Consider the following 25391-nt stretch of genomic DNA (forward strand, 5'->3'; position numbering starts at 1 on the left):
TTTTATTATGATTTTAACTGTTCGTTGGAACTGGACTTATCGCGTTTTTTAGTGAAAAACCACCAGTTGGCATCTCCAAGCAATTTCATAAGAGAAGGGACAAGAAGCATTCTGACAATCGTTGCGTCGATAAATATAGCTAAAGCAATTCCTACACCCATTTGTTTAACAGGCGTTACGTCTGTAAAAGCAAAGGCCCCTGTAATTACAATCATAATTAAAGCAGCGCTCGTAATGATTTTACTAGTGGAAGCTAGGCCTTCTACCGTTGCCACATTATTATCGCGGGTTTGATGATACACTTCGTGAATGCGCGAAATTAAAAAGACTTCATAGTCCATGCTAAGCCCAAATACAAGGCCGAAAACAAAGACCGGCAGTACTAAAGCAATATTAGATTCGGTAAGACCTACATGTCCATTTTGAAACAGCCATACAAGTAAACCAAACGTAGCTGTTAAGCTTAAAATATTCATAATGATAGCCTTTAAAGGAATGAGGACAGAACGAAAAGCAATCATTAAAATGACATACGTTGAAAATAAAACAAGAGCCAAACCATATGGAGCTTTCTCATAAATTTCATCGAATATTTCCTGTTCGAATTTTGGATAGCCGCCAATATGAACGGTGAAAGGTGACCGTTTGTCTTTCCATTTTCGAACAAAATCTTTTGCTTGATCTGAATTTTGGTCTGTATCTAGCGTAGCTTTTATGAGCATATAATGTCCGTTAATGAACGAATCTACAGCTGGCTTTGTCTGTGCACTTATCTGCGGGTTTTCCAGCATAGCTTGAAGCTGGTCACTTGATTTTACGTTTAAAGCGGTAGAAATAGAATCGACTTGCTTAACTAACGAATCTTCTTTTAATTGTTTTATAAAAGTAAAGGCATTTGTTAAAGGCTTTTCATTTAGCATATCTTGCTTAGCTTCTAGCACAAAATAAACGTCTGCCGTGTTTTTATTTATAAACGTATCGTTATACGTGTCAAAAGCTTGACGAGACTCGTATTTTGTTGGGAGCGCTTCTGAAGACGGTATTTCTAGATGCATGTCTCGAACGGGAATAAGTGCTACTAACAAAATGATAAGAGAAACAATCGTCATAGTTACAGGCTTTTTCATGACAAATGTAGCGAATGAACGCCACCTAGACTGACCGCCTTGTTCGCTGACTTTTAAGATGCGTAAACGATTAATGCGTGTACCTAATATAGCCAGTATGGAAGGAAGAAGCGTAAGAGCTGAAAACACAGCAATAAAAACAACAGCCATTCCTCCAAGAGCGACGTTTTGGAAAATATCCACTTGAATAAACAGCATTCCCGCTAATCCAATAAATACGCATAATCCCGAGAAGATGACCGAGCGTCCCGCTGTTTGAATGGTAATTTTGATTGCTTGTTCTACCGATTTTGTTTGAATTTCTTCTTTAAAGCGATTAATAAATAAAAGGGCAAAGTCAATACTAAGAGCTAATCCAATCATTGGAATCACATTTAAAATAAAGATGGACAGCTCTGTGTACGGATGAAAGAAATAGACAACGCCCATGGTGGTAACGACGGTTACAATTCCTATCATAAGAGGGATTGCAGCGGCTACCACGCCGCCAAAAGCTAGAAGAAGCACAACTAAAGCAACAGGAATACCAATGGCTTCCGCTTTTGCTAAATCAGCTTGGCTTGCTGTATTCATATCTTTTTCAATAATAGGACCACCGGTTAATTTTACACTCATTTCTTTTTCTTCAGCTGAAAGAGTCCTGATCTTTTCCACTCGTTTATCCATCGTGCCATCATCGTGATTAAAATGGATAATTCCATACGCTGTGCTTCCTTTTATCATCTTGTTAGAAGCCGTTGGCATGTCGACTTTCGACGCGTCTGATTTTCCCTTTGCTTTTTGCATATACTGAGCGATCGTTTGCTGGAATTTCGAGTCAGAAACTCCGTCTTTTTTTTCAAACAAAACGATGATCTGAGCTTCGCTAACGTCAAATTTATCAACTAAAAGCTGCTCGGTATCTTTATACATTCCTTTCACTTCAAATCCGTTTCCTCCCAGCACAGAAGGAAGCTTAGCCGCATAAAAGCCAAATCCGATAATTAGGATTATCCATAGTACTAATAAAATTTTCCTGCTCGCATATAATGCGTTCGCTACTTTATTCATATTAACCTCCAATTTTTTGTACAGTTACTAGACTATTTTATACTAACAGTTATTGTAATTAGAAGAAGTATTGTGTTTTTTTGTTTTTCTTGCCTGAAAAAGCTTTTTAGATAGATGCGCAGGGGTGCTTCCTCAGCAAAATCGTGTTTATGTTTCGGGTAATTTAGGGAACACTGTACATAAATGCACGAAGGGGGATTAGAAAGATGCAAATGAAACAGCCAGCTAAAATGACGAATAGTTATGGGTGTGAAAATGAGTATGATACATTAAAACGTGTGGTCGTTTGCCCACCTACATATATGAAAATTGAAGAAATTATTAATGAAACACAAAAGCACTATGCGGATGAAAATATTGATGAGAGCTTGGCTTCAAAGCAACACCGTCAATTTGTTGAATGCCTTCAAAAAGAAGGAGTGGAAGTCATCGGGCTATCTGCACAAGAGCCATTTCCAGAACAAGTATTTACGCGGGATATTGGCTATACGCTCGGAGACACCGTTATTGTCACGAAAATGGGCAGCGAGATTCGAAGTGGAGAAGAACAAGTGCTAGCCGATTGGCTGCAGCAGCAAGATATTCCTTTCCATCAGGTACTAGACCATCCTATTGAAGGAGGAGATGTGCTGATTGATGGACAAGCTATTTTTATTGCGCTCAGCGACCGTACAAGTAAAGAAGGTGTGGAGCATATCCAAGAGCTGCTTCCAGCCTATGAGGTTGTTCCGATTCCTATTGATCGGTCTTATCTTCACCTTGATTGTGTTTTAAATATTTTATCACCTACAGAAGCGCTCGTATTTTCACCCGCTTTACATGAGAAAGAATTAAATTTACTTCGCATGAAATATGACTTAATTGAAGTAACAAAAGAAGAGCAGTTTACGATGGGAACCAATGTATTATCAATCGGTAATCAGCGGGTGATCAGCTTGCCAATGAATACAGAAGTGAATGAAGAGTTAAGGAAACGGGGCTATAAAGTAATTGAAGTTGATATATCTGAAATTATTAAGTCGGGCGGTTCTTTCCGCTGCTGCACAATGCCTCTTGAACGAGTGTAAAAAAGCTTAAAAAGAAAAAAAGATCTCGGCGATAGCCAGGGATCTTTTTTTTGAGGGATGTTGTATAAAATTTCAAGTGAAAGGAACATTAACCTATATAAGCTGTTGAAGGAAAGGAGTGATAAACATGGCAAATCGTAATCCTATTTTAGTTCAAGGTGCTGAACAGCTTCTTGATCAGCTAAAAACGGAAATCGCGGGAAGACTTAACGTTCAGCTTGGCGCTGAGCAAACAGCTCGTGCAAATGGTTCTGTTGGTGGAGAAATGACGAAGCATCTTGTTGCAATGGCGCAACAGCAATTAAGTGGTGCACAAGGACACATTCGCTAGTCTTCTCTACATAAACACTCTGATGAAAAGTTCTGGCTCTTTTGAGCTGGAACTTTTTTTGTGTAGGAAATATCTTTCTACTTTCTCTTGGTCGTTTGATTTGAGATTTTGCTTGAAATTCTCCACTTTCAAGGTTGAAAAGTGCATAAAATGGGAAAAGAACAAAAAAAGAGAAAGTAGAGGTTTATCATGAAAAAGCTATTATCATTTGGAAAAAGTCTTGGTAAAGAAATTCAAGAAGACCAAGCAACGGGACTAGCGGCTGAGCAAGCCTATTATTATATGCTATCATTATTCCCTATGCTTATTTTACTGATATCGATTGTTCCGTATCTATCTATTAAACCGGAAGAGGCAATCGATGTCCTTCAAAGCGTTATGCCGGGAGAAACGGCTGCAATCTTTAAAGATAACGTAGCTCAATTTGTAAGCCAACCAAACGGCGGACTACTGACTGTAGGGATTTTAGGAACCATTTGGTCTGCTTCAAACGGTATGAACGCCTTTATTCGTGCAATGAACCAAGCCTACGACGTGAAAGAACAGCGCTCGTTTATTAAAGTAAGAGGCTTGTCCATTCTTTTAACAATTGGATTAATTGTAACAATTGTTGTATCGCTTCTTTTACCAGTGTTCGGAGGGGTTTTGTTAAATTGGATAAGTGAATGGTTTTCTCTTCCTTCAGGTACAACAGTGGTTTTAAATATTCTGCGCTGGATTATCGGTGTCGGCATTATGGTACTTGTTTTATCCGTATTATACAGATTAGCGCCAAATAAAACATTTCCTTTTGCCCATGTATGGCCCGGAGCGCTCGCTGCTACGCTGTTATGGCAGCTGACATCTTTAGGGTTCTCATTTTACGTAAGCAACTTTGGCAATTATTCTGCTACTTATGGAAGCTTGGGAGGCGTGATTGTTCTGATGCTTTGGCTATTTTTAACGGGGTTAATTCTCGTTATTGGAGGAGAGATTAACGCTATTTATCACCGAAACAAAACGGCTGTGCCTCCTAAAGATACGTCTCAGGCGATGTAATAAAAAAGGAAACCTTTATAGAGGTTTCCTTTTTTAACGTTTAAAGCTATTCACAAGCTGTTTAAATGAGTTGGCTGTATATTTGACCGAATCTTTTTTGTACTGTACATCGGTTTTAATCGCTGCTTGTGTTACTTTTAAATGATTTGTTTTTTCTTTGATATGATCAGTTTCGTTTTGAAGATGTTGAGAAGTGGCATTTACAGAGTTCACAGTTGGCTTGATTTTTTTATTAAATGATACGCCTGCGTAAATAAGATACGCAAGTGATGCCAAAACAACAGCTAAGCTTATATAAACAATAATCATCGGTGTGCCTCCTTTGTACGTATTTATATTTATATAGGTGAGAATAAAATATATACGAATATCATCCTCTTTATTTAATTGTTATACCCATTTTTAATCAAAACAAACAAAAGTCTGCCGAGAAGACAATATATTGGATTTTTTCTGAAATTTCATTCATCATTACATATAGAGTTACCCTGAAAGGAGAGAGAAGAAGAATGCCGTTAGATCCGCATATTCAAATATTTCTAAATCAATATAATGAGATGCCCCGTCCTGCTTTAGAGGACGTTACACCTCCGCAGCTGAGAGAAATGGAAAAGATGTCTTTAATTCCTTCTAAAGAAGCGGTTAAAAAATTATATAATAAAGAAATTGAATTAAATGAACATACGCTCACTATACGAGTGTATGAACCTGAAGGAACAGGGCCATTTCCCGCTCTTGTTTATTATCATGGAGGAGGCTGGGTATTAGGCAGCCTGGATACTCATGACTCCATATGCAGGTCGTATGCAAATGAAACAAACTGTATTGTAGTGTCTGTTGATTACCGTCTTGCTCCTGAAGATAAATTTCCCGCTGCAGTAAACGATGCCTATGACGCCTTGGATTGGATTTCAGCTCATGCGTCTCAATTAAATATCGATTCAAACAAAATTGCCGTCGGGGGCGACAGTGCCGGTGGCAATCTTGCTGCGGTTGTAAGCATTTTAGCAAAAGAAAGACAAGGTCCATCCATTGTTCATCAGCTGCTTATTTATCCGTCTGTAGGATTTAAAAATCAGCACCCTGCCTCTATGAAAGAAAACGCCGAAGGATATCTTCTTTCAAAAGATCTTATGGATTGGTTTCGCCTTCAGTACTTAAATAATAAAGAAGAAGAACAGCATCCCTACAACGCTCCGGTATTACTAGAAGATTTATCGAGTCTACCAAGCGCTACCATTATTACAGCACAATATGATCCTCTAAGAGATAGCGGAAAAGACTACGCGGACGCATTAAAAAATCACGGTGTCCCCGTCACCTATGAAAATTATGAAACAATGATTCACGGGTTTTTAGGGTTTCATGAATTTGTCCCACTCGCTCAGCAGGCGATCAATAAAAGCGCAGCTCAACTGCGTCAAGTATTTGATTCCATTTAAGGATATGTAGTGTCATAAATTATATAAACTTGAGAAAAACAGCACATTGATGTGCTGTTTTTCTTTATTGATACGGAGAAAAGATTGACAAGAGTTTCAAAAAATAGCCCATTATCTCTTTTAAAGTCATTTTGTTTGGAGTATAGTAGAAAAGTAGGATAAAAACATTTATTTACATTAAGTAAGGTGATTTTTTGAATGATAAAAAACAAGTAGGTCAGCTGATTCAAGATCTGCGAAAGATTGCGGAAATGACAACTGTCGAGTTATCAGAAGGAATTTGTACTGAAGAAGAGCTACATCGATTTGAACAAGGTGAAATTCATGCAAGCAGTGAAGTTCTCTATCATTTATCGAAACGCTTAGGGGTTCCGATGAATTATTTCTTTGAAGCAGGAGAGCTAACGCCCAACGATTATTCAAAAGAAATTAAATCGACCATTAGGCATTATATACGAAAACGCGATTATGAAACCGTGTTACATATGGTGAACAAAGAAAAAGATAATCCTATGTTTCAAGATCCTTTTCATGCACAATTTTTCCTATGGCACGAAGCCATATGTGATTATTATATTGGAAATAAATTTGAACAAGCGCTTCGTAAATTGGAAAAAGCTATTGCGTTCACGCGTACGAGCGAACAGTTTTATTCAGAAAAAGAGATTGCTATTTTAAATAGTATTGCCATTATTTATGAAGAAGAAGGTCATTTAAAAAAAGCGTTCAGTACGTTTATGGAAGGGTTGCAGCATATTGCTTTGCTTCCTAAGTTAAAAGATCCTCTTGTTAAAATTCGAATTTTATATGGATTATCGCGTGCGCTTTTGCAAATGGAACGTTATGAAAAATCGGTTAAATATGCACAAGCAGGACTAGAGCTGTGTATTCAGCATGAGACGCTTTATTTATTAGGAGAACTGCACTATCAAATTGGAGAAGCACTCTGTCAGCTTGGTGAGCTTAAAGAAGGAATAGCCTACCTAGAAAAAGCTATTACTGTTTTTGAAATTGAACAAAATGAAGCTTTTGTGACCATTATTCAAGAAGAGATGTCTAAATATCAAGAAACAAAAAAGAAGAGCTGATCGCTCTTCTTTTTTTATCTCCAATACACTGGGTGTGGGTAAAATGGACGAGGACGAGGGTAAAAGTAAGGGGGGTGGTAATAAATGGGGCGAGGATAAGGGTAAGGATAAAATGGACGAGGGCGAGGATATGGATAATAACCATAAGGGAATCTTTCGTCAGCTTCTTGGGGATTTGAATAATAATCATAGCCATATTGATACTCTTCTAAAGGTTGTTCCGGGTAATATTGATAATTCACTCTTTTCACCGCCTAAGTTTTTATGCTTTTTACTGTATTCATTATAGAAAGAATTGGAGTATGTACCCGTCAAACTTTTAATTTGAAAAAGGGGGGAGACGAGGATTATTTTGAAAATAAAAGCAAATTAGCTTTCCTTCTCGTTTTCTTGTAAGTTATCAGCATCGGGAAGGGTGGGATGTTCAAAGCTTTTAATAAAAGAAGCATAAGCAATCGTATCTTTAATAGGATTTACATAAGATAATGGTTGACCTCGATAGCTGAAATTAAATGTAATCCAAGCAAAATCTTTATTATTGTTAGAAATCAGTTTTGCATTATGTATAAAAGCAGATGCGGCAATCATCGCATCTGGGCCTTTAATTTTTTTATTGGATTTTATTTTAGCTTTTCTGCGAATTTGAGCTGCTAGCTGCGCAATTTCACTTGTAACGTCCACAATCTTATCTGTCATATCGTAAATATAATGATTTTTTACTGCTTTGACTTGAGGATTTGTTTCTACTTCCCAATGCGACAGAAGTTCCATTTGTACAACGGTAGGCATTAAAAATTCCGCATTATTTGAAATAAGTTCATTAATATATTCTACAACTTCTGGATAATTAAGCGCATGTGAAGCCCAAATGTTTGTATCAATGATTACTTTTTCACCCAACACAAATCGTTCACTCCTCTCTACTAGCCATTCGTACCAGCTCTTCTAACCCAAAAGGTGAGTAAAGAGCCGCAGATTCTGAAAGCTCATTGCTTAATAGAAGCTTTTCATATTTAGTTAATCTAGTTTTTGCAGATTTTATGAGCTTTTCTTGTGTGTCATTTAATGTTTTATCTTTTTTATCGTACGTGCGTAGAACTTTATTTTGAGGTTTGTATTTAAGATTTTTCTTCTGCATAGGGGTTGAGGGAGGTAATTGCGGCGAGGGTTGCGTATAAATTTTCCCATTTATTTTTAGGTTAAAGTGCTTCTGAACTTCCTTGCTGTATGTTCCTTTTTGGTTATCTACCAAGCGCTGTGCTTTCATGATATCCCTGCCTTTTATATAAATTTATATAGTATATGTGATGAAGTTTTCTCTTACTATTCCTTTTATATAAAAAGATTAAAAAATTAGCTTCCGGGAGTTATTAAATTAACTAATGTTTGCCTGGGGGGGTTATAATCTCAGCGAATACCGGACAAAGGTTTAAAAACATGATATCGTGTAAGAGAATAAATCAGTATCGGTTAGAGAAGGAACTACAAAAAAGGGGATGCAAAATGAAAACAGAAAAACAAAAAATGCTGGATGGAGAATTATACCTTTCCGCTGATCCGCAATTAATAAAAGAACGTGAAAACGCTCGAAGATTAACAAGGCTTTATAACCAAACAACAGAAAGGGAAGAAGAAAGACGTACAAACTTATTAAAAGAACTGTTTGGGTCTACGGGAAATTCTCTTTGCATAGAGCCTACTTTCCGCTGTGACTACGGTTCTAACATTCATGTTGGAGAAAATTTTTATGCTAACTTTGATTGCGTACTTTTAGATGTATGTGAAATAAGAATAGGAGATAATTGTTTTCTTGCACCAGGTGTACATATCTATACAGCAACTCATCCTTTGCATGCTCTTGAAAGAATTTCAGGAGCTGAGTTTGGAAAACGCGTAGAAATAGGAAATAACGTCTGGATTGGGGGGAGAGCCGTTATTAATCCTGGAGTGAAAATAGGCAACAATGCGGTAATTGCTTCGGGTGCCGTTGTGACAAAAAATGTTCCTGATAACGTGGTAGTCGGAGGCAATCCTGCAATTATAATCAAGCATATTGAAAATTAAAGAATAAACAAAGAGCTTTTGAATTGTAAAAGCTCTTTGTTTATACGATGTTTTATTGCCGATTTGGCTCGTCCTCATTTATAATGTTTTGGTTAAATGTAAAAATATACATATTTCCTTCCGAGATCATCCATACTTTATTGACAAAGGAAAATTAATCATGGTATATTATCTTTAATTAAAGATATTCAAATTAAAGATAAATAATAATAATAAATGATAAACTAGACGATTTATCCGGAGGAATGTAGAATGAACCACTTAAAAGGAATACACCACGTAACGGCTATTACAAGCAGTGCAGAAAAGAATTATGAATTTTTCACATATGTGTTAGGCATGCGCTTAGTTAAAAAAACGGTCAATCAAGATGATATTCAAACGTATCATTTGTTTTTTGCAGATGATAAAGGCAGCGCCGGAACGGACATGACCTTTTTTGATTTTCCAGGTATTCCAAAAGGTTTTCACGGAACAAATGAAATTTCAAAAACATCTTTCCGCGTTCCAAATGATGCGGCTTTAGACTATTGGGTAAAGCGCTTTGATCGCTTAGAAGTAAATCATACGGGGATTCAAGAGCTATTTGGGAAAAAGACGCTTTCGTTTGTTGATTTTGATGATCAGCAGTATCAGTTAATTTCCGATGAAGGAAATCAAGGAGTTGAATCAGGCACTCCTTGGCAAAAAGGCCCTGTCCCTCTTCAATACGCTATTACAGGACTTGGTCCTATCTTTATTCGTATTGCCGAGTTTAATTACTTTAAAGAAATGATGGAAAAAGTCCTTTTATTTAAAGAGATTGCTCAAGAAGGAGACCTTCACCTATTCGAAGTAGGAGAAGGAGGAAACGGTGCGCAAGTAGTAGTAGAACACAATGAAAAACTTCCGCAGGCTCAGCAAGGTTTTGGAACTGTTCATCACGTTGCTTTTCGCGTAGAAAATCGACAAGCTCTTGAAGAGTGGATTAATCGAATGCCAAGCTTCGGTTTCCATACGTCTGGTTATGTGAATCGTCACTTCTTTGAATCGTTGTATGCAAGAGTGGCTCCGCAAATTTTATTTGAATTTGCGACAGATGGACCAGGATTTATGGGAGATGAACCTTACGAAACGCTCGGAGAAAAATTATCACTCCCTCCTTTTTTAGAGCCAAAACGTGCAGAAATTGAGAAGCTCGTGCGTCCGATTGATACAGTAAGAAGTACAAAAGAGTTTGTGAAAGAATAATACACAAAAACACTCAAATAGCTATTTGAGTGTTTTTTGCTTTTTCAAAGATGAATCAGCTTTCAAAACGCTAAAAAAGAATGTGTTTTTGATATCTTCTCCTTATATATATACCTATCGCGAATGTTTGCTTAAAAACTGCCAATGTCCTACAAGGAAGGAGTAGGAGTGGGTTGGGCATAGCCTTCTTTATATTTTTCATCGATGTCTTTGCGGATATCTTTTATTGATTTGCCTCGGTTATAGTCGAGCATAGCTTTAGCTGCAATTTCTATACACAATCCGCACTTTGTTCCATGATCATCCCAGACAACTGCTCCGTGATCATCCCAGACAACTGCTCCGTTTCTTTTGTTTTTAAAAATAAAGCAGTCATAGCTGTTTTTGTGATTCGCTTCCATGCCACATCCGCAGTAGCAAGGGATTTTTTCAAGTAGTTCACGATTTTTAGCAACGGATAGATAAACTAGTTTCATATCTTTAGGCTGGTTCTTCAAAAACTGTGGCAAAACATCTGCTCCCGGAGTCTCTTCGCGAATATCAGCAACTGCAGCTTTGTGATGTTCATGACCTGAATGTGCAGAAGAGTTTGTGGCAGAAGAAGTTGTTGTATTGTTTGAACAAGCGGATAATCCAATACTTGTAGCGAGAATCCCCAACAAAATAATTGATTTTTTCAATACAATTAACATCCTTTCATGTGAAAATAAATGATAGCTGCATTATACACGGCAGTTTATCTATGTAGATAATCAAACACCTGCTTGTTTATATCTAATTCTCTATAAGTATGCAAAGCGGTTATCGTGTATGATAGAGATGGACGAGGAAAAAATATGAAGCATGGATTTATCATAAGGTGCGTTTTGTAAGTAAGTGGACAGAAGGAGAAAGTGAACGGAGGTTAAACAGTAGTGAGTGAACAAAATCAACGACTTTTTGAATATATTTTAGAAAATTCAGCCTCTATCAGTGAAGAATGGCTGCGCCAAAGAAGTAATATTAAAGGATCGATTTACTCAAAGGACGCAGATGCTTCAGTTGAGAAAAAGCTGCGTGAGCAGCATCTTTATACGATTGAAACAATTGCGAGCGGCTTTCTTGACGATCAAAAGATTTTTAAACAACGTATGGTGAAATGGACGACGGAAGTAGTAAACAGCAGAATTAAATTTGATACGCCGATTTACGAAGTAGTAGAAGCGCTAAGCAAAACAAGAAAAATTATTTGGACGTATGTCAAAACATATAGTCTGATACATTCATCTATTACAAAAGAAGATATACTGTCTTGGAGCGAAGTTTATCATACAACATTTGATAAACTCCTTAATGAATTCTCCGAACAGTATTATAAAATCACAAGGCAAAAAATAAGTCTTCAGCAAGAGCTAATCGACGAAACGAGTTTTCCTGTCATTCCAATTGTAGATCACATCGCGGTCTTGCCTTTAGTAGGGCTTATTGATGAAATCAAAGGTGATTCTATTATCGAGGTTGTTCCAAAAAAGTGTGCAGAAAAACATATAAGGCATCTAGTCATTGACTTATCGGGTGTAAATTATGTAGATACGTATGTTGCTCACAAATTTTTTGATTTGATTAACATTTTGCAGCTGCTAGGCATCCATGCGATTATGTCAGGAGTGAGTCCTGACATGGCTCAGACGGCTGTTAATGTAGGAATTAGTTTTAATAAAATTGAAACGTTTGGACATTTAAAACAAGCTCTCTCTTCGCTTGGTGTAAAGAAAAAAGAAGAATAAAGTATAGAAATGCTAAATCGAAACGGAACTGAGACCTTTACTCTGAGTTCCGTTTCTTTTTGTTTGTCTATATTCTGCTGTATTCAAAATCTTGTAAGCATGCCTTACAAACTCCTTTTCACATGGGGACAAATGGAAGATACTAAGGAACAAATAAACGGCTGTTTTCTATGCCAAACGTCTCGTTTAGCTCAAGAATGGAGGTGTAAAGAGAAGAATAAGAGAAGTACATAATGAGATAGTTAAAGTGTTAGATAAGTACTGATAAGCCGTGTGATTAAGGAGGAGTTCTATGAAAATAATTTATCTTCTTTGCTTGCTTCCATTTGTAGGAATATTAGGTTTATTGCCTTTTGTTAACAAAGTAACGCCGTTTATTTTAGGGATGCCTTTTTTTCTCTTTTGGATTGTTATGTGGGTAATCCTTACGTCTTTTATTATGGGCATTGTGTACAAGCTCGATCCTGCTGTTAAAGGAGGAGATAAATAATGAATACTGCTCTGATTATTATTTTTGGTTTTTTACTTTTAGCTATTTATCTTGGAATTCGAGCTACGCGGGGCAAAAAAATGGATTTAGAACAGTGGAGCGTAGGCGGCAGAGGTTTTGGAACTGTTTTTGTCTTCTTTTTGATGGCGGGTGAAATCTATACTACTTTTACGTTTCTAGGAGGAAGCGCTTGGGCATATGGAAAAGGAGGGCCAGCGTTTTATATTTTAGCCTATATTTCTTTAGCGTACGTGTTAGGGTATTGGATTGGCCCGCAAATATGGCGATATGCGAAGCAGCATAAGCTTATGTCTCAGCCAGATTTTTTTGTTTCAAAATACAACAGCCCGTTTCTCGGCATCGTTGTTTCATGCGCAGGGGTGCTGGCAATTGTTCCTTATATTATTTTACAGTTCAAAGGCTTAGGTATTATTGTATCTGAAGCTTCTTATGGGTCTATCTCTTCAACCGCAGCCATTTGGATTGGAGCCATATCATTAACGGTTTACTTAATGATATCAGGCATACATGGCTCCGCGTGGACGGCTATTGTTAAAGATATTATGATTTTTATTGTTGTCTTATTTTTAGGAATATATATGCCGATTCATTACTACGGAGGCTTACAGCCGATGTTTGAGGCTGTGCATCAAGCAAATCCAACGTTTCTTACTCTTCCCAAGATAGGTCTAAGTATTTCGTGGTTTATTTCTACAGTCATGCTGACCGTATTAGGATTTTACATGTGGCCGCATACGTTTAATGCAACGTATTCAGCTGAAAACGAGAATGTATTTCGAAAGAATTCTATTATAAGTCCTATTTATACGTTAATGCTGCTTTTTGTCTTTTTTGTAGGGTTTACTGCTCTTATGCAGGTACCTGGACTACAAGGTGCAGAAGCGGACTTGTCACTGCTTCGTCTTTCCATTCAAACATTTGACCCGTGGATTGTCGGCTTTATTGGCGCAGCCGGTTTATTAACAGCACTTGTACCTGGATCGATGCTTTTGATGGCAGCTTCTACGTCACTATCCAAAAACGTTTATGGCGTTCTTGTTCCTTCAGCGACGGGCAAACAAATTTCGATACTGGCTAAATGCTTTGTACCGGTCATTGCGCTTGTTTCAGTCTATTTTACACTTCATGGAGGGAATACGATTGTAACGCTTTTACTAATGGGCTACAGCATTGTGACGCAGCTGTTTCCTGCTTTTATTTTTAGTTTAATGAAAAACAATATCGTGACTAAATACGGGGCATGTGCAGGTATTGTTGCCGGCATTGCGTCTGTGATGTATATAACGATTACTGAAACAACGCTTGGCACGTTGTTTCCTGCGTTGCCACAAATCATTAAAGATACAAATGTCGGCGTTATTTCTTTGTTTATTAATTTAGTTGTATTAATGGTGGTCAGTTTAGCAACGAAAAAAATCGCCGCGCAGCCGCATTTTGAAAGCGGGACAGTAGATGAAAAACAAATTTTGTGAAAATCTTTTTCCAATTGCGTTTTAAGAACACCATGAAGGGTATAAAAGTAGTGCATCACCAAAATGTTCAATATGGCTGCAAGACATAAGCAGCCTTCTCGATAAAATGTAACGATTGCGTTGTTTTTGAACATAGGTAACGAGTGTGAAAAGCAACAAGACGTATACCACAAGCGGTGTACGTCTTTTCTATGAAAGATATTCACTTGAAAAAGGAGATGATAACATGACATCTGAAAAAGCATTTGAGCAAAAGAAAGATCTTTTAATGAATCAAATTATTGAATCGGGTTACTTTAAAGCAGAAGACGGGAGACATTTGTACGAATTGAATTTAAGTGAACTAGAACAAACGCATCACGATCTTCAAAATCAAAAAATAAGAGAAATATAATTAAAATCTTCCAGATTATTAGAAATTCAGCTGATTTCGTATATGTGTGTAAATACCAGCTGTTCAGTTTGTTCCTCCGCGGCTTTTTTTGCTTGAAAGCAGGCACTTTTCTTTTTCTACCGGTGCGTTTACAGCCTCGCTGTTTCCAAACATACTCCTCAAACATATAACTCAACACTTAAGAAATCTGCAAATAAAAACAAAAAAAGCGCAGAAGCTGCGCTTTTTTTGCTGAGTTAAAAACGAGTGGAGGCCGCTGTTTTTTTAGGTTTGCTCATTGCTTTTTTTAATACTTCAGAAAAATAGGGCTCTCCGCTAGGATTTTGCCGTCTGAGCAAGTCAATGGTTCCTTTCACGTCATCCATAGCTCTGTGAGCGTGCTCTCTCTCAATATTATGATGATCAAGGAGCGTTGTTAGTTTTTTATTAGGAAAGCCGTACTCTTTCCATTTGACAGCACGCATAGAGCAGTGCCATTTTTGGTTAAATAAAGATGGATACCGTTTTAAAAGAAAACTGCGATCGAAAGAAGCATTATGAGCGATGATAGCCGAAACGCTAGTTAACAGCGATTCCACTTTTTTATCGTCTAATGTTTTATTTTTGACCATCTCATTTGTAATTCCCGTTAAGTTTGTAATATACGGGAAAATGGGAGTTGAAGGCATATTAAATTCTTCATATTCTTCTACAATGTCGATTATTTCTCCGGTAGAAGAATCATAAGAAACAACAGCAATTGCTAGTTCGATAATATCGCATGTTTGAGCACTTAAGCCCGTTGTTTCAACGTCTAAAACGGCTGCTAATTTCACTTGTTCAGTTGACAACTCGTCGCCCTCCCTTTCTATTTATCATTCTATTAGCTTATCATTTTTCAACAGAAAACGTTAGTAAAAAAGATGAGGGAGCACGTACATGGATTTATTTTATACGCCCACGAGGAAAAGGAATTCACTTTTTTAAAGGAGATGACGATAGGAAAGGAGAATAGTAATATTTACTCATGTAAATTAAGTCTTCATTGAAAATAATGAAATGAAGGAAGAAGGGGATCGTTATCATGCAATTGCTGTATATGGTACTTTTTCTTGTCTTAATTTTTTGGGGAATTACATCTTTTATTCATTACAGGAATCAAACTATTAAAGTTCGTTTGAACAAGCATTATACGAATGCAGTAGAATGGATCGAAGCTGTTAAACAAGAGCTGGAAAAGCAAGGGAAATCCGTGAGTTATGAAGGGGATTTCTTGTTTAAAATTGATGAAAAACCTTATGAAATCGCAGCGCGCAATATGTCTATTTGGAGCATGTCGCTCTATCATATCTTGCTGCAGCGTCAAAAAGAACATTCTTAAAAGTTACTTGCATACAGAGATTATCACTTCTCGTCTATTGGGAAGTGATTTTTTTATCTTTCTGTATCCATAATGGGGAATTTTTTGTTTTTATATAATAGTAATACGGAAAAGATAGTTCTAATTCCCTAAAAAAATACGCTTCATATATTTTTAGTTTTGGTTATCGATTTGGCATGGAATTTGCATACGTAAGAAGGGTTTATCAGACATTTTAATTGTCAGGCAAAGAAAACTAGTTACATACTATAAAACTATTTTACATTATCTACTAGAATCAAAAAATTTTAATAATATAGTAAAATGTAGTTGACCTTCCTAGTTTTAGAATATAAAATAAATCTTGCTAATAGTTTGAAAATTCTAAAATGGAGGGGTTTACTTGAAAAGCTGGAAAAAGATTTTGGGGACATCTTTTCTTGCCACAACTGTTACATTAAGCGGAGTGGGGCCAGTACTTATGAATGGAAGTACGGCTTCAGCTAAAACCGCACAATCGGAGGAACTTCCGAGTTCACCAATTGATATGAATACAGTACCGGAAGAAAGATTGGCTAACGCACTGAAAAACCAAGGAGTTATTTCTCAAAGTGCAACACCGCAAGAAGTGAAGAAAGCCGTTACTTCTTACATAAACAAAAAAGATGCACATAAAGAGAGCATGAAGGGACATAAAGCTAGCAAAATTGATTTGAAAGCGAAAGAAATGCAAACAAAACAAAAAGAAAAGTTTCAACGAGGCGAATTTGCTAATATTAAGTCTCAAGGAAACAATTCGGGGAACGGGGTAAACGTTAAACCTGCAGCTCAGGCCAAATATAACGGACAAGTGAGAAAAGATAAAGTTCTTGTTCTTTTAGTCGAATACGCAGACTTTAAGCATAACAATGTCGTTCAAGAACCTGGTTACATGTATGCAAAAGATTTTAACCGAAATCACTATCAGCAATTAATGTTTGGAAAGAAAGACTTTACGCTATTTAACGGTAAGAAAATTAAAACGTTTAAGCAATATTATGAAGAACAGTCTGGAGGCAGTTACACAGTAGATGGAACGGTTTCTGACTGGTTAACTGTCCCTGGAAACGCAAAAGAATACGGAGCAGACAATCCAGTGGGAGGAAACGATAATGCGCCTGGATCTAAAGGACCTCGTAATCTTGTAAAAGAAGCGCTTGCTGCAGCAGCAAAAAGCGGCATTAACCTTTCAGATTATGATCAGTTCGATCAATATGATATCGATGGAGACGGCAACCGCAATGAGCCTGACGGCATAGTGGACCACTTAATGGTCATTCATGCTGGAACTGGGCAAGAAGCAGGTGGAGGTAAACTAGGAAACGATGCTATTTGGTCTCATCGCTCTACTTTGGGACAAGTGTATAAAGTTCCTGGAACAAATATGGCTGCTTATGATTATACAATTGAACCAGAAGACGGAGCAGTTGGCGTTTTTGCTCATGAATTTGGCCATGATTTAGGTTTGCCGGATGAGTATGATACACAGTATACGGGTCAAGGCGAGCCGGTAGGCGTTTGGTCAATTATGAGCGGAGGGAGCTGGGCTGGTGAAGTAGCTGGAACAGAACCGACAAGTTTCTCCCCGCAAAATAAAGAGTTTTTCCAAGCAAATATGGGTGGAAACTGGGCAAATATTCAACAAATCGACAGCAAAAACATTACAAAATCAGGCTCTGTGAGCGTGGTTGATCAAAGCGTGACAAAATCCAAACGACCGGGTATTGTAAAGATTAATTTACCTAAAAAAGCTGTTCAAGGGATTAAGCCTGAGTTTGGAAGCAACTACTACTACAGTAAACGCGGAGACGATCTGCATACGACAATGACGACGCCAGAGTTTGATTTAACAGCGGCCAAAACAGCGACGTTTAATTATAAAGCGTTCTATGAAGTAGAGGCAGAATACGATTATTTATATGTAAATGCGATTCTTCCTGACGGTTCAAAAGTTCTGTTAGATACAATTGGTGATAAAGCGAATAATGCAGACGGTTCTGCTGAAACTTCCGGCGGAAAATGGGAAGATAAAAGCTATGACTTAACGCAGTTTAAAGGTAAAAAAATCAAGCTTCAATTTGAATATGTAACGGACGGAGGACTTGCTCTTCAAGGATTTGCACTTGATAATGCAAGTTTAGTAGTAAATGGAAAAACGGTATTTACGGACGATGCTGAAGGAGCGCCAAAAGTAACGTTAGATGGATTTGAAAAGACAAACGGCATCAGCTATAAAGATAACTATTATTACCTTGAGTGGAGAAACTATGCAGGCAGCGATAAAGCACTTCAATTCGCGCGCGGTGCAAAATATAATACAGGCATGCTGCTTTGGTACGCAGATGAAAGCTATCTTGATAACTGGGTAGGACAACATCCGGGTGAAGGATTCCTTGGTGTGGTTGATTCACATGCTCATAAAGTTCTTTACTTTAATGTGAATGGGATTAGCACGACAGCAAATTCAAGCCGATATCAAATTGCAGACGCGGCGTTCTCATTTGATAAATCACCTGCTTGGTCATATTCTCATAAAACGTGGGGAACTATTTCATCTAAAGAATCAAATGGAGTTACAAGCTTCAATGACAAAAAATCGTATTTAGATGAAAGAATTAAAGATGCAGGCCGCTTGCTTCCTCAAAACGGATTAAAATTAGACGTAATTGGTGAAGCAAAAGACAATTCAGCTGGTGCTGTATGGATTCATAAGTAAAATTAGACGTATTAAAAAAAGATCCGAAGAGCGTACTCTTCGGATCTTTTTTATGTTAGAAAATCAAAATAAACTATGAGCTAAATAATCAAAGTGTTTAATGCCGTTTAAAAAATAAAATAAAGGGAATTTTCAACAGTGAATAATTGTTATTATGTCATGAAATTCATCCATATAATCAATACTAATAGGTAAAGAAAATATTGAAAAGGAGTTCTAACTATGAGCTATCGTATCGAAAGAGATTCAATTGGAGAAATCAAAGTGGCAGAAGATAAACTATGGGGAGCGCAAACGCAAAGAAGTAAAGAAAATTTTCCAATAGGAATTGAAAAAATGCCGATTGAAGTAATACGCGCTTTTGCGGTTTTGAAGAAAAGTGCGGCTATTAGTAATCATAAACTAGGCAAACTATCAGCAGGGAAATCGGAAGCCATCGTACAAGCTGCTAACGAAATTATTGAAGGGAAATGGAATGAACATTTTCCTTTAGTAGTATGGCAGACAGGAAGCGGAACGCAATCAAACATGAATGTAAATGAAGTGATTTCCCACCGAGGAAACCAGCTAATAAATGGCAACGAAACGCTTCATCCAAATGATGATGTGAATATGTCACAAAGCTCTAACGATACTTTTCCTACAGCTCTTCATATTGCAGCTGTACTAGAAGTGGAAGATCAATTATTGCCTGCTCTAAAAACATTAAAAGAAACGTTCGCTGCGAAGCAAGAGCAGTTTAAAGATATTATTAAAATAGGCAGAACCCATTTACAAGATGCTACACCGCTAACACTAGGACAAGAAATTAGCGGATGGCATCATATGCTTGAAAAGAATGAAGAAATGATTAAACAAAGCGTAGAGTATATGAAGGAGCTAGCTATTGGCGGTACAGCTGTTGGGACGGGGATAAATGCACATCCTGACTTCGGCGATGAAGTAGCGAAAGAAATCAGCAGCACGCTTGGAAAAACATTTGTCTCAGCACCTAATAAATTTCATGCATTAACAAGTCACGATCAAGTGGTTTATGCCCACGGCGCACTCAAAGCATTAGCAGCTGACTTAATGAAAATCGCCAATGACGTGCGCTGGCTGGCAAGCGGTCCTCGGAGCGGGCTAGGCGAAATTACGATTCCTGCTAACGAACCAGGAAGTTCTATTATGCCTGGAAAAGTAAATCCAACTCAAAGTGAAGCTCTAACAATGGTTTCTGCACAAGTGCTTGGGAATGACGTGACGATTGGCATTGCGGCTAGTCAAGGAAACTTTGAATTAAATGTATTTAAGCCGGTTATTATTTATAATTTTTTACAATCAGTTAGATTGCTGACAGATTCCATGCAGGCTTTTAACGATAAATGCGCAGTAGGAATTGAACCCAACAAAGAAAAGATTCAGCATAATCTAGAAAATTCTCTTATGCTTGTAACAGCATTAAATCCGCACATAGGTTATGAAAATGCGGCTAAAATCGCCAAACTGGCTCATCAAGAAGGAACGACATTAAAAGAAGCAGCGGTCAAAACAGGCCTTCTGACAGAAGAACAATTTGAACAATGGGTAAATCCCGCTAATATGATTCATCCATCAAAATAAAAAAAGAAGCCAAGCATTCTGAGCTGCTTGGCTTCTTTTTAATAAATATTAATAAAATAAACATTGTTCTAAATAAACACATAAAAAGAAATTGCGGATTAAAAGAATTTTCACACTGCCTTATACTAGATTCAACTACATACGATTAGGGTATTTACATTTCTATAAAGGAGGGATTCAAGTGACGTACGAAGTGAAGTTTTATTTTGGAAATGAAAAATCAATCGGTACATTGGTTGAATCAGAAAATGTAAAAGAGCTTGAGGAATCTATTATTCATACGCAAGGATGGTATCGTTATTATGACAAAAAACATGAAGCTTATTTAGCTATTCAAATGAGCAATGTTTTACACATCGTTATAAAAGAATACCGGGATCCGGAAAAAACAGGGGTTTTGAAAGATTCGTCGTATACATAAAAAAGCTAGCAAAAGAGGTGAAAACTATGCAAAGGCGACATTCAAATAATCCTATTATTCTCGACGTTTCTCATCATCAAGGAATCATTAATTGGAAAGAAATAAAAAACACCTCAGTAAAAGGGGTGTATATAAAGTTAACAGAAGGCGGAACTTTTGTAGACCCTAGATCCTATGAAAATTATATAGGTGCCAAAAATGCGGGCTTGAGAGTAGGGTTTTATCATTATGCTCACTGTACAAATAGCCCGGAGAAAGAAGCTGCTTTTTTTATTGCTCAGCTTGGACAAATGAAACTAGACCTTCCGCCGTGTTTGGATCTAGAAGAAGATAAAAAAAAATCTAAAGAATTTGTTTCTGACTTTGCCGTAAGCTGGCTCGAGCATGTTCACAAAACAACAGGAATTAAGCCTATCGTATATACAAATTATCATTTTGCTAAAACTTTTTTCACAAACGAAATAAGTAAGTATCCTTTGTGGGTAGCAAGATATAGTGCGGCCAACAGACAAGGCGGTATGCAGCACCCTGGTGAGCTAAGTCAGTGGCAGCGATGGGCCATGTTTCAGTATACGGATTCTGGCAGAGTAAAAGGAATTTCTACAAATGTGGATATAAATGAAATGGACTGCTCATTTTTTAAAGAAGTCACAACAAATCTCTCTATGACGAATAATAAAAAAGGACCCTTTGTGTATTCCAAAGGTGATAGAGGGTTAGGAGTCAAACAAATTCAGCAAAACTTACTTGCGCTAGGTTTTTCTCTTCCGAAGTTTGGAGCAGACGGCTTCTATGGAGATGAATTAATCGCTGCAATGAAAAAATTCCAGAATCGGTATGGACTTTTTTCAGATGGAATAGCAGGAGCGGACACACTGCCGCGTCTTGTTAAAGAAGTGAATAATCTGAATAATCTGGTTTGAGAGATTACCTGAGGGGGAAAAGTTACTGTAAGATTCAAAAAGGTACAAGGAAGGAGCTATTATGAGAAAAAGAAAACAAAAAGCATTGATATCAGGTATTACGCTATCAACGGTAGGAGTCGGCATTACGTCTTATATATTAAGCGATGCTGCGAAACGACGGAAAGTAAAAGGACTTGTTCGAAGTGCCAAAGTAAAACTTTCAAGTTTATCTAAAAAACAGCAGGTAAATGCTAGCCTAAATAAAGATGCGCATTCAGATCCTACGTACGTTTCTGAAAGCAATATGATTTCAGAAGGACCTATGTATCAAGATCAGCATAGATAATAAAAAAACTAGTCTTGCCTCGGGCGAGACTAGTTTTTTTATTAATTTTATAAATAGCAGCGCTTATTCATGTTACACTCTCTATATAAGGGAATTATTTTACGCATATTTACAAGTAAAGGAGGAATAGAAGGAGTGATTAGTAGCGGATTATTTGTTAACTTATGTATTTTTTCGTTTTTTGTCAGTATTATGATTGCGATAAGAATATTTTTGTTACAGCGTCTAGCCCATAAATACAAATGGATGAGTGGTATTTATGCAAGTATTGTTTCTGCTATTCTTATGGTATATAGCGTTACGTATCAACAAATTACATATGATTTACGTTTCCTTCCTCTTATTTTGACCGTTCTGTACTTTGGTTATAGAGCCGGTGCAGTTGCAGGTATCACTATGGCCGTGTGCAGTATCTATTTAGAAAGTCATTGGTTACTGACTATCTTAATTTTAATTTTTACCTTTTTGTTTTCCCTTCCTCTTATTCGATATAGAAAGCAGTTTTCTTTATTAAAACAATCTCTTCTTTGTTTCTTTATTCATTTTATCGTTCATGTCTTACTGACAAATTACTTCTGGAATACACCTATTCGGTCGCCGTTTTATAGCGAAATAGAATATTTAGTGTTCGGGATTCTCGGACTGGGAGTAGCTGTAGCGACGATAGAATTTTATCGTAAATTTTACGCTGTAGCAGAAGAAGCTGCTTATGCTGGATCAGATTCATGTAAGGATGAAGAAGATTCTTTTTTTGTCAGAATAATGAAAAAAGAACTAGAATATACGAAAGAACAGCTGGAGTCTTTTATTAATCATCACATGGATGCGGTTATTATAACTGATTTAGAAGGGCGAATCTTGCGAGTTAATGAAGCTTATGAAAAAGTATATGGCTGGAAATCCCATGAAGTCATTGGGAAAAAATATTACGATATAGCAGGAGCTTTTAGTGAGGATGTACATGAGAATATAAAAAAGACTGTTGCTGAAAAAGAGGCAATCAATCGAGTAGAAGTTGTAAGAGCTCGTAAAGATGGAAGTTTAGTAGACCTTCGCATCACCATTTCTCCAATTTTTAATGGGAAAGATGAGTTGGTAGGTTTGTCTGGAGTATGCGTGGATATATCTGAAGCTAAAAAAGCAAAGGAAGAGCTTGACTTGCTGCATCGTAGGCTTAAAGAAAGTGAGTTGAAATATCGCACGTTATTTGAGTACGCAAACGACGCAATTTATTTACTTGAAATAGGATCGGATCATTTTCCTTCTCGTTTTGTTGAAGTAAATGAAGCTGGATGTAAGCGCTTTGGATATACGAGAGAAGAGCTTTTATCCATGCCTTGCCACGATATTATACCTAGAGATTCTGACATTGTTCAAAAAACAGTCGAAGAAATTCGCAACGGAAATCTTTCTTTTACGCTACAATCACAGTTTACGTTTAAGTCCGGCGAAATAAAAAAACTAGAATATAGTGGAAAGTTGTTCAATATAGAAAACAAAATAGTGCTTCTTATTGTTTCAAGAGACAGAACAGAGTACTTAAAAACAGAAGAGCTGCTGCAGAAATCTGAGAAATTAGCAGCGGTCGGGCAGCTTGCTACAGCTATTGCTCATGAAATTAGAAATCCTTTAACAGCCATCAAAGGGTTTATGCAGTTATTAACTGAAAAAGCGAGTAAAGAAGAGTTAACCTATATGAACATTATATCCTCTGAAATTGAGCGTATTGAAATGATTACTGAGGAATTCATGTCTGTGGCAAAACCACAGGCCGTAACATTTCAGTCGATTGATTTGCAGCTGTTAATTCAACAAGTGATTTTATTGCTGCAGCCTCAAGCAACCATGAAAAACATCTTTATTGAACTTAACTCATATGGAGAAATGCCTTTTGTATATTGTGAAAGCAATCAAATGAAACAGGTGTTCATAAACATTCTTAAGAATGCGATTGAAGCAATGCCTTCCGGAGGAGAAATTAAAGTTGAGCTGAGAAAAAAGGACAACAATCATATTCATATTCAAATTATTGATGAAGGTGTAGGAATTTCAAAAGAACGCATCAAACATTTAGGTGAACCATTTTACAGTATTAAAGAAGACGGAATCGGGTTAGGGTTAATGATCTGCTTTAATATTATCCAACAACATAAAGGAACTCTTAGTATTGAAAGTGAAGTAAACAAAGGGACGAGTGTAGAAATTTGTTTACCGTTAGAATAAAAGGTAATCAGCCAAAGGGAGAAGAAATTTTGCAACAAGTTGTTTAGTAAAGTTATAATATTCTATGTTGGAGTAAAATAAGCAAAGGAGTGGTTACGATTAAACAGAAAAAGTGGATTAACATATTTCGTATTCTGTATATTATTTTTGCTATTATTGCGATTGGAGCATCTTTTGGAGACTATTCTTTTGGGCTTAATAATCCCCGCATAGTCAGTTTAACGGCTCTTGTTTTGGCGGTTATCTGTATTGTTCCGTATTACATACTTCGCTTTAAAGAACAAGCTTCTAAAAGTAAATAAGTTAATATTTGTTATCTTAAAAGAGGCTGTGACAAAAGTATTTTAGTTGAAGGGAGATCCGAACGATTCATCGTTCGGATTTTTTTATTGTTATGGTGAACATGGGTTTAATCTAGCTGGTTGCTTCTAGCGGTTGATTGGAGTGTTTTCGTTATGTCTCAGTCTTTTTTTTATCGTCATAAAAGGGCGATAAATGGGCGAGCATTTTTTCTAGCCTGTACATATGCTATAGAGTAAACAGGCTACGGAGGTGAAGTGAAATGGGATTTTACAACTGGGGTTACGGCGGTGGTTATGGCTACGGCGGCTACGGTAGTTACGGTGGCGGTTTTGCATTAATCGTTGTACTATTTGTTTTATTAGTTATCGTTGGTTGTACATGCTTGAAATAAACAGAAAAAGCACGGATTTACAAAGATTTTAGTAGATTCGTGCTTTTTTATGTTCATAAGAAGGGCAGTACTATAATAAAATAATGTTGTGCATGTACATAAAAAACACACAAAAAATTTAATTAATAGATTAAAAAAATAAAAAAATAAAGAGGAAGAGTAGATTTAAGCCTCAAAAATGGTCTGAAATTTATAATTTTCCTTATAAGTAATTTTTGTAAAATGCTTCTCAGGACTGATAGTAAGACCGAATAATACTCCATAGGCCGCTAGTTTTTATCAGCTGACTTGAAGAATTATTTTACTTGTATGAAAATCAACATAAATGATTTTCATATAGTTTAAATAGGTAAAAAAGACTTATTGCAAAATGTTTATTCTTAATTTTCATAATAATAGGAATATTGAAATAATATATAGACGTAGTAATTTTTAGTTGCTATAATGTTGCTAATTATCACAATTAACAGAAAAATTGCGGTAATTAAATTTACTAGGGATAGGGAGAAAAAACTATGAAAAAGAA

The 25391-nt window shown here is 36.8% G+C and carries 27 protein-coding genes; 20 read left to right on the top strand and 7 right to left on the bottom strand.

Annotation, left to right across the window (positions count from 1 at the left end; all coding sequences use genetic code 11):
• Nucleotides 1-5 precede the first annotated feature (5 nt).
• Complete coding sequence (locus ACFX4G_RS06875) at nucleotides 6-2177, bottom strand: MMPL family transporter (protein WP_377573497.1); 2172 nt, start codon at nucleotides 2175-2177, stop codon at nucleotides 6-8.
• A gap of 206 nt (nucleotides 2178-2383) precedes the next feature.
• Between ACFX4G_RS06875 and ACFX4G_RS06880 the strand changes: the two genes are divergently transcribed.
• The 3 genes from ACFX4G_RS06880 to ACFX4G_RS06890 all read left to right on the top strand — a co-directional run bounded on the left by ACFX4G_RS06880 (nucleotide 2384) and on the right by ACFX4G_RS06890 (nucleotide 4613).
• A complete protein-coding gene (locus ACFX4G_RS06880; protein ID WP_097823449.1) occupies nucleotides 2384-3244 on the top strand; it encodes a dimethylarginine dimethylaminohydrolase family protein in 861 nt (286 codons plus the stop codon).
• Nucleotides 3245-3371: 127 nt separating this feature from the next.
• Nucleotides 3372-3575, top strand: coding sequence for an alpha/beta-type small acid-soluble spore protein (locus ACFX4G_RS06885; protein WP_013056997.1), 204 nt, complete (start codon nucleotides 3372-3374; stop codon nucleotides 3573-3575).
• 189 nt (nucleotides 3576-3764) lie between these two features.
• Entirely contained in the window at nucleotides 3765-4613 is an 849-nt protein-coding gene (locus tag ACFX4G_RS06890; RefSeq protein WP_162214224.1) for a YihY/virulence factor BrkB family protein, read from the top strand.
• A 33-nt stretch (nucleotides 4614-4646) separates the two neighbouring features.
• On the opposite strand, the gene ACFX4G_RS06895 is transcribed toward ACFX4G_RS06890, so the two are convergent.
• Complete coding sequence (locus ACFX4G_RS06895; protein WP_025752355.1) at nucleotides 4647-4922, bottom strand: hypothetical protein; 276 nt, start codon at nucleotides 4920-4922, stop codon at nucleotides 4647-4649.
• Between the two features lie 200 nt (nucleotides 4923-5122).
• On the opposite strand from ACFX4G_RS06895, the gene ACFX4G_RS06900 reads away from it, so the two are divergent.
• A complete protein-coding gene (locus ACFX4G_RS06900; protein WP_377573500.1) occupies nucleotides 5123-6055 on the top strand; it encodes an alpha/beta hydrolase in 933 nt (310 codons plus the stop codon).
• Nucleotides 6056-6249: 194 nt separating this feature from the next.
• Entirely contained in the window at nucleotides 6250-7143 is an 894-nt protein-coding gene (locus tag ACFX4G_RS06905; RefSeq protein WP_013083112.1) for a helix-turn-helix domain-containing protein, read from the top strand.
• 14 nt (nucleotides 7144-7157) lie between these two features.
• Here the strand turns inward: ACFX4G_RS06905 and ACFX4G_RS06910 are convergent, their stop codons facing one another.
• The 3 genes from ACFX4G_RS06910 to ACFX4G_RS06920 all read right to left on the bottom strand — a co-directional run bounded on the left by ACFX4G_RS06910 (nucleotide 7158) and on the right by ACFX4G_RS06920 (nucleotide 8410).
• The gene (locus ACFX4G_RS06910; protein ID WP_080514729.1) at nucleotides 7158-7385 is read right to left on the bottom strand and encodes a hypothetical protein; all 228 of its coding nucleotides are present in this window, start codon (nucleotides 7383-7385) and stop codon (nucleotides 7158-7160) included.
• Between the two features lie 127 nt (nucleotides 7386-7512).
• Nucleotides 7513-8046 carry a PIN domain-containing protein gene (locus tag ACFX4G_RS06915; protein WP_377573503.1) on the bottom strand — a complete coding sequence of 178 codons (534 nt, stop codon included), beginning with the start codon at nucleotides 8044-8046 and terminating at the stop codon, nucleotides 7513-7515.
• Nucleotides 8047-8053: 7 nt separating this feature from the next.
• On the bottom strand, nucleotides 8054-8410 hold the full coding sequence (locus ACFX4G_RS06920; RefSeq protein ID WP_043982420.1) for a hypothetical protein: 357 nt from the start codon (nucleotides 8408-8410) through the stop codon (nucleotides 8054-8056).
• A 236-nt stretch (nucleotides 8411-8646) separates the two neighbouring features.
• Between ACFX4G_RS06920 and ACFX4G_RS06925 the strand changes: the two genes are divergently transcribed.
• Both ACFX4G_RS06925 and ACFX4G_RS06930 read left to right on the top strand, forming a co-directional pair.
• Entirely contained in the window at nucleotides 8647-9207 is a 561-nt protein-coding gene (locus ACFX4G_RS06925) for a maltose acetyltransferase domain-containing protein (RefSeq protein ID WP_043982422.1), read from the top strand.
• A 252-nt stretch (nucleotides 9208-9459) separates the two neighbouring features.
• Nucleotides 9460-10437 (top strand): ring-cleaving dioxygenase, encoded by a 978-nt coding sequence (locus tag ACFX4G_RS06930; protein WP_016764075.1) that lies wholly within the window; start codon nucleotides 9460-9462, stop codon nucleotides 10435-10437.
• A 149-nt stretch (nucleotides 10438-10586) separates the two neighbouring features.
• Here ACFX4G_RS06930 and ACFX4G_RS06935 read toward each other — a convergent pair whose 3' ends face one another.
• The gene (locus ACFX4G_RS06935) at nucleotides 10587-11117 is read right to left on the bottom strand and encodes a PCYCGC motif-containing (lipo)protein (protein WP_377573507.1); all 531 of its coding nucleotides are present in this window, start codon (nucleotides 11115-11117) and stop codon (nucleotides 10587-10589) included.
• Between the two features lie 234 nt (nucleotides 11118-11351).
• On the opposite strand from ACFX4G_RS06935, the gene ACFX4G_RS06940 reads away from it, so the two are divergent.
• From ACFX4G_RS06940 to ACFX4G_RS06955, 4 genes are all read left to right on the top strand, one after another.
• On the top strand, nucleotides 11352-12203 hold the full coding sequence (locus ACFX4G_RS06940; protein WP_043982424.1) for an STAS domain-containing protein: 852 nt from the start codon (nucleotides 11352-11354) through the stop codon (nucleotides 12201-12203).
• 292 nt (nucleotides 12204-12495) lie between these two features.
• Nucleotides 12496-12693: a DUF3311 domain-containing protein gene (locus ACFX4G_RS06945; protein ID WP_013083119.1), complete on the top strand. Its 198-nt coding sequence runs from the start codon at nucleotides 12496-12498 to the stop codon at nucleotides 12691-12693.
• On the top strand, nucleotides 12693-14186 hold the full coding sequence (locus tag ACFX4G_RS06950) for a sodium:solute symporter family protein (protein ID WP_377573510.1): 1494 nt from the start codon (nucleotides 12693-12695) through the stop codon (nucleotides 14184-14186). The genes ACFX4G_RS06945 and ACFX4G_RS06950 overlap by 1 nt, the downstream gene beginning before the upstream one ends.
• Before the next feature lie 226 nt (nucleotides 14187-14412).
• Nucleotides 14413-14580, top strand: coding sequence for a Fur-regulated basic protein FbpA (locus tag ACFX4G_RS06955; RefSeq protein WP_162214236.1), 168 nt, complete (start codon nucleotides 14413-14415; stop codon nucleotides 14578-14580).
• 236 nt (nucleotides 14581-14816) lie between these two features.
• Here the strand turns inward: ACFX4G_RS06955 and ACFX4G_RS06960 are convergent, their stop codons facing one another.
• A complete protein-coding gene (locus ACFX4G_RS06960) occupies nucleotides 14817-15410 on the bottom strand; it encodes an exonuclease domain-containing protein (protein ID WP_074895734.1) in 594 nt (197 codons plus the stop codon).
• A gap of 233 nt (nucleotides 15411-15643) precedes the next feature.
• Here ACFX4G_RS06960 and ACFX4G_RS06965 point away from each other — a divergent pair, with 233 nt between their 5' ends.
• The 9 genes from ACFX4G_RS06965 to ACFX4G_RS07005 all read left to right on the top strand — a co-directional run bounded on the left by ACFX4G_RS06965 (nucleotide 15644) and on the right by ACFX4G_RS07005 (nucleotide 24865).
• Complete coding sequence (locus tag ACFX4G_RS06965; RefSeq protein ID WP_013057017.1) at nucleotides 15644-15940, top strand: hypothetical protein; 297 nt, start codon at nucleotides 15644-15646, stop codon at nucleotides 15938-15940.
• Nucleotides 15941-16322: 382 nt separating this feature from the next.
• Complete coding sequence (locus tag ACFX4G_RS06970) at nucleotides 16323-18674, top strand: immune inhibitor A domain-containing protein (RefSeq protein ID WP_043982429.1); 2352 nt, start codon at nucleotides 16323-16325, stop codon at nucleotides 18672-18674.
• Between the two features lie 222 nt (nucleotides 18675-18896).
• Complete coding sequence (gene fumC / locus ACFX4G_RS06975; RefSeq protein ID WP_162214238.1) at nucleotides 18897-20276, top strand: class II fumarate hydratase; 1380 nt, start codon at nucleotides 18897-18899, stop codon at nucleotides 20274-20276.
• 181 nt (nucleotides 20277-20457) lie between these two features.
• On the top strand, nucleotides 20458-20697 hold the full coding sequence (locus tag ACFX4G_RS06980) for a hypothetical protein (RefSeq protein ID WP_043982432.1): 240 nt from the start codon (nucleotides 20458-20460) through the stop codon (nucleotides 20695-20697).
• Nucleotides 20698-20723: 26 nt separating this feature from the next.
• Nucleotides 20724-21620 (top strand): GH25 family lysozyme, encoded by an 897-nt coding sequence (locus ACFX4G_RS06985; RefSeq protein ID WP_043982434.1) that lies wholly within the window; start codon nucleotides 20724-20726, stop codon nucleotides 21618-21620.
• 61 nt (nucleotides 21621-21681) lie between these two features.
• The gene (locus ACFX4G_RS06990; protein ID WP_014460133.1) at nucleotides 21682-21948 is read left to right on the top strand and encodes a hypothetical protein; all 267 of its coding nucleotides are present in this window, start codon (nucleotides 21682-21684) and stop codon (nucleotides 21946-21948) included.
• Between the two features lie 135 nt (nucleotides 21949-22083).
• Nucleotides 22084-24171, top strand: coding sequence for a PAS domain S-box protein (locus ACFX4G_RS06995; protein WP_377573515.1), 2088 nt, complete (start codon nucleotides 22084-22086; stop codon nucleotides 24169-24171).
• 89 nt (nucleotides 24172-24260) lie between these two features.
• Nucleotides 24261-24473, top strand: a complete 213-nt coding sequence (locus ACFX4G_RS07000) for a hypothetical protein (protein ID WP_013083131.1) — start codon at nucleotides 24261-24263, stop codon at nucleotides 24471-24473.
• 260 nt (nucleotides 24474-24733) lie between these two features.
• Nucleotides 24734-24865, top strand: coding sequence for a YjcZ family sporulation protein (locus tag ACFX4G_RS07005; protein WP_016764087.1), 132 nt, complete (start codon nucleotides 24734-24736; stop codon nucleotides 24863-24865).
• The last annotated feature ends 526 nt before the right edge of the window (nucleotides 24866-25391 follow it).

It is taken from the genome of Priestia sp. YIM B13486, from assembly GCF_042787865.1.
GTDB lineage: Bacteria > Bacillota > Bacilli > Bacillales > Bacillaceae_H > Priestia > Priestia megaterium.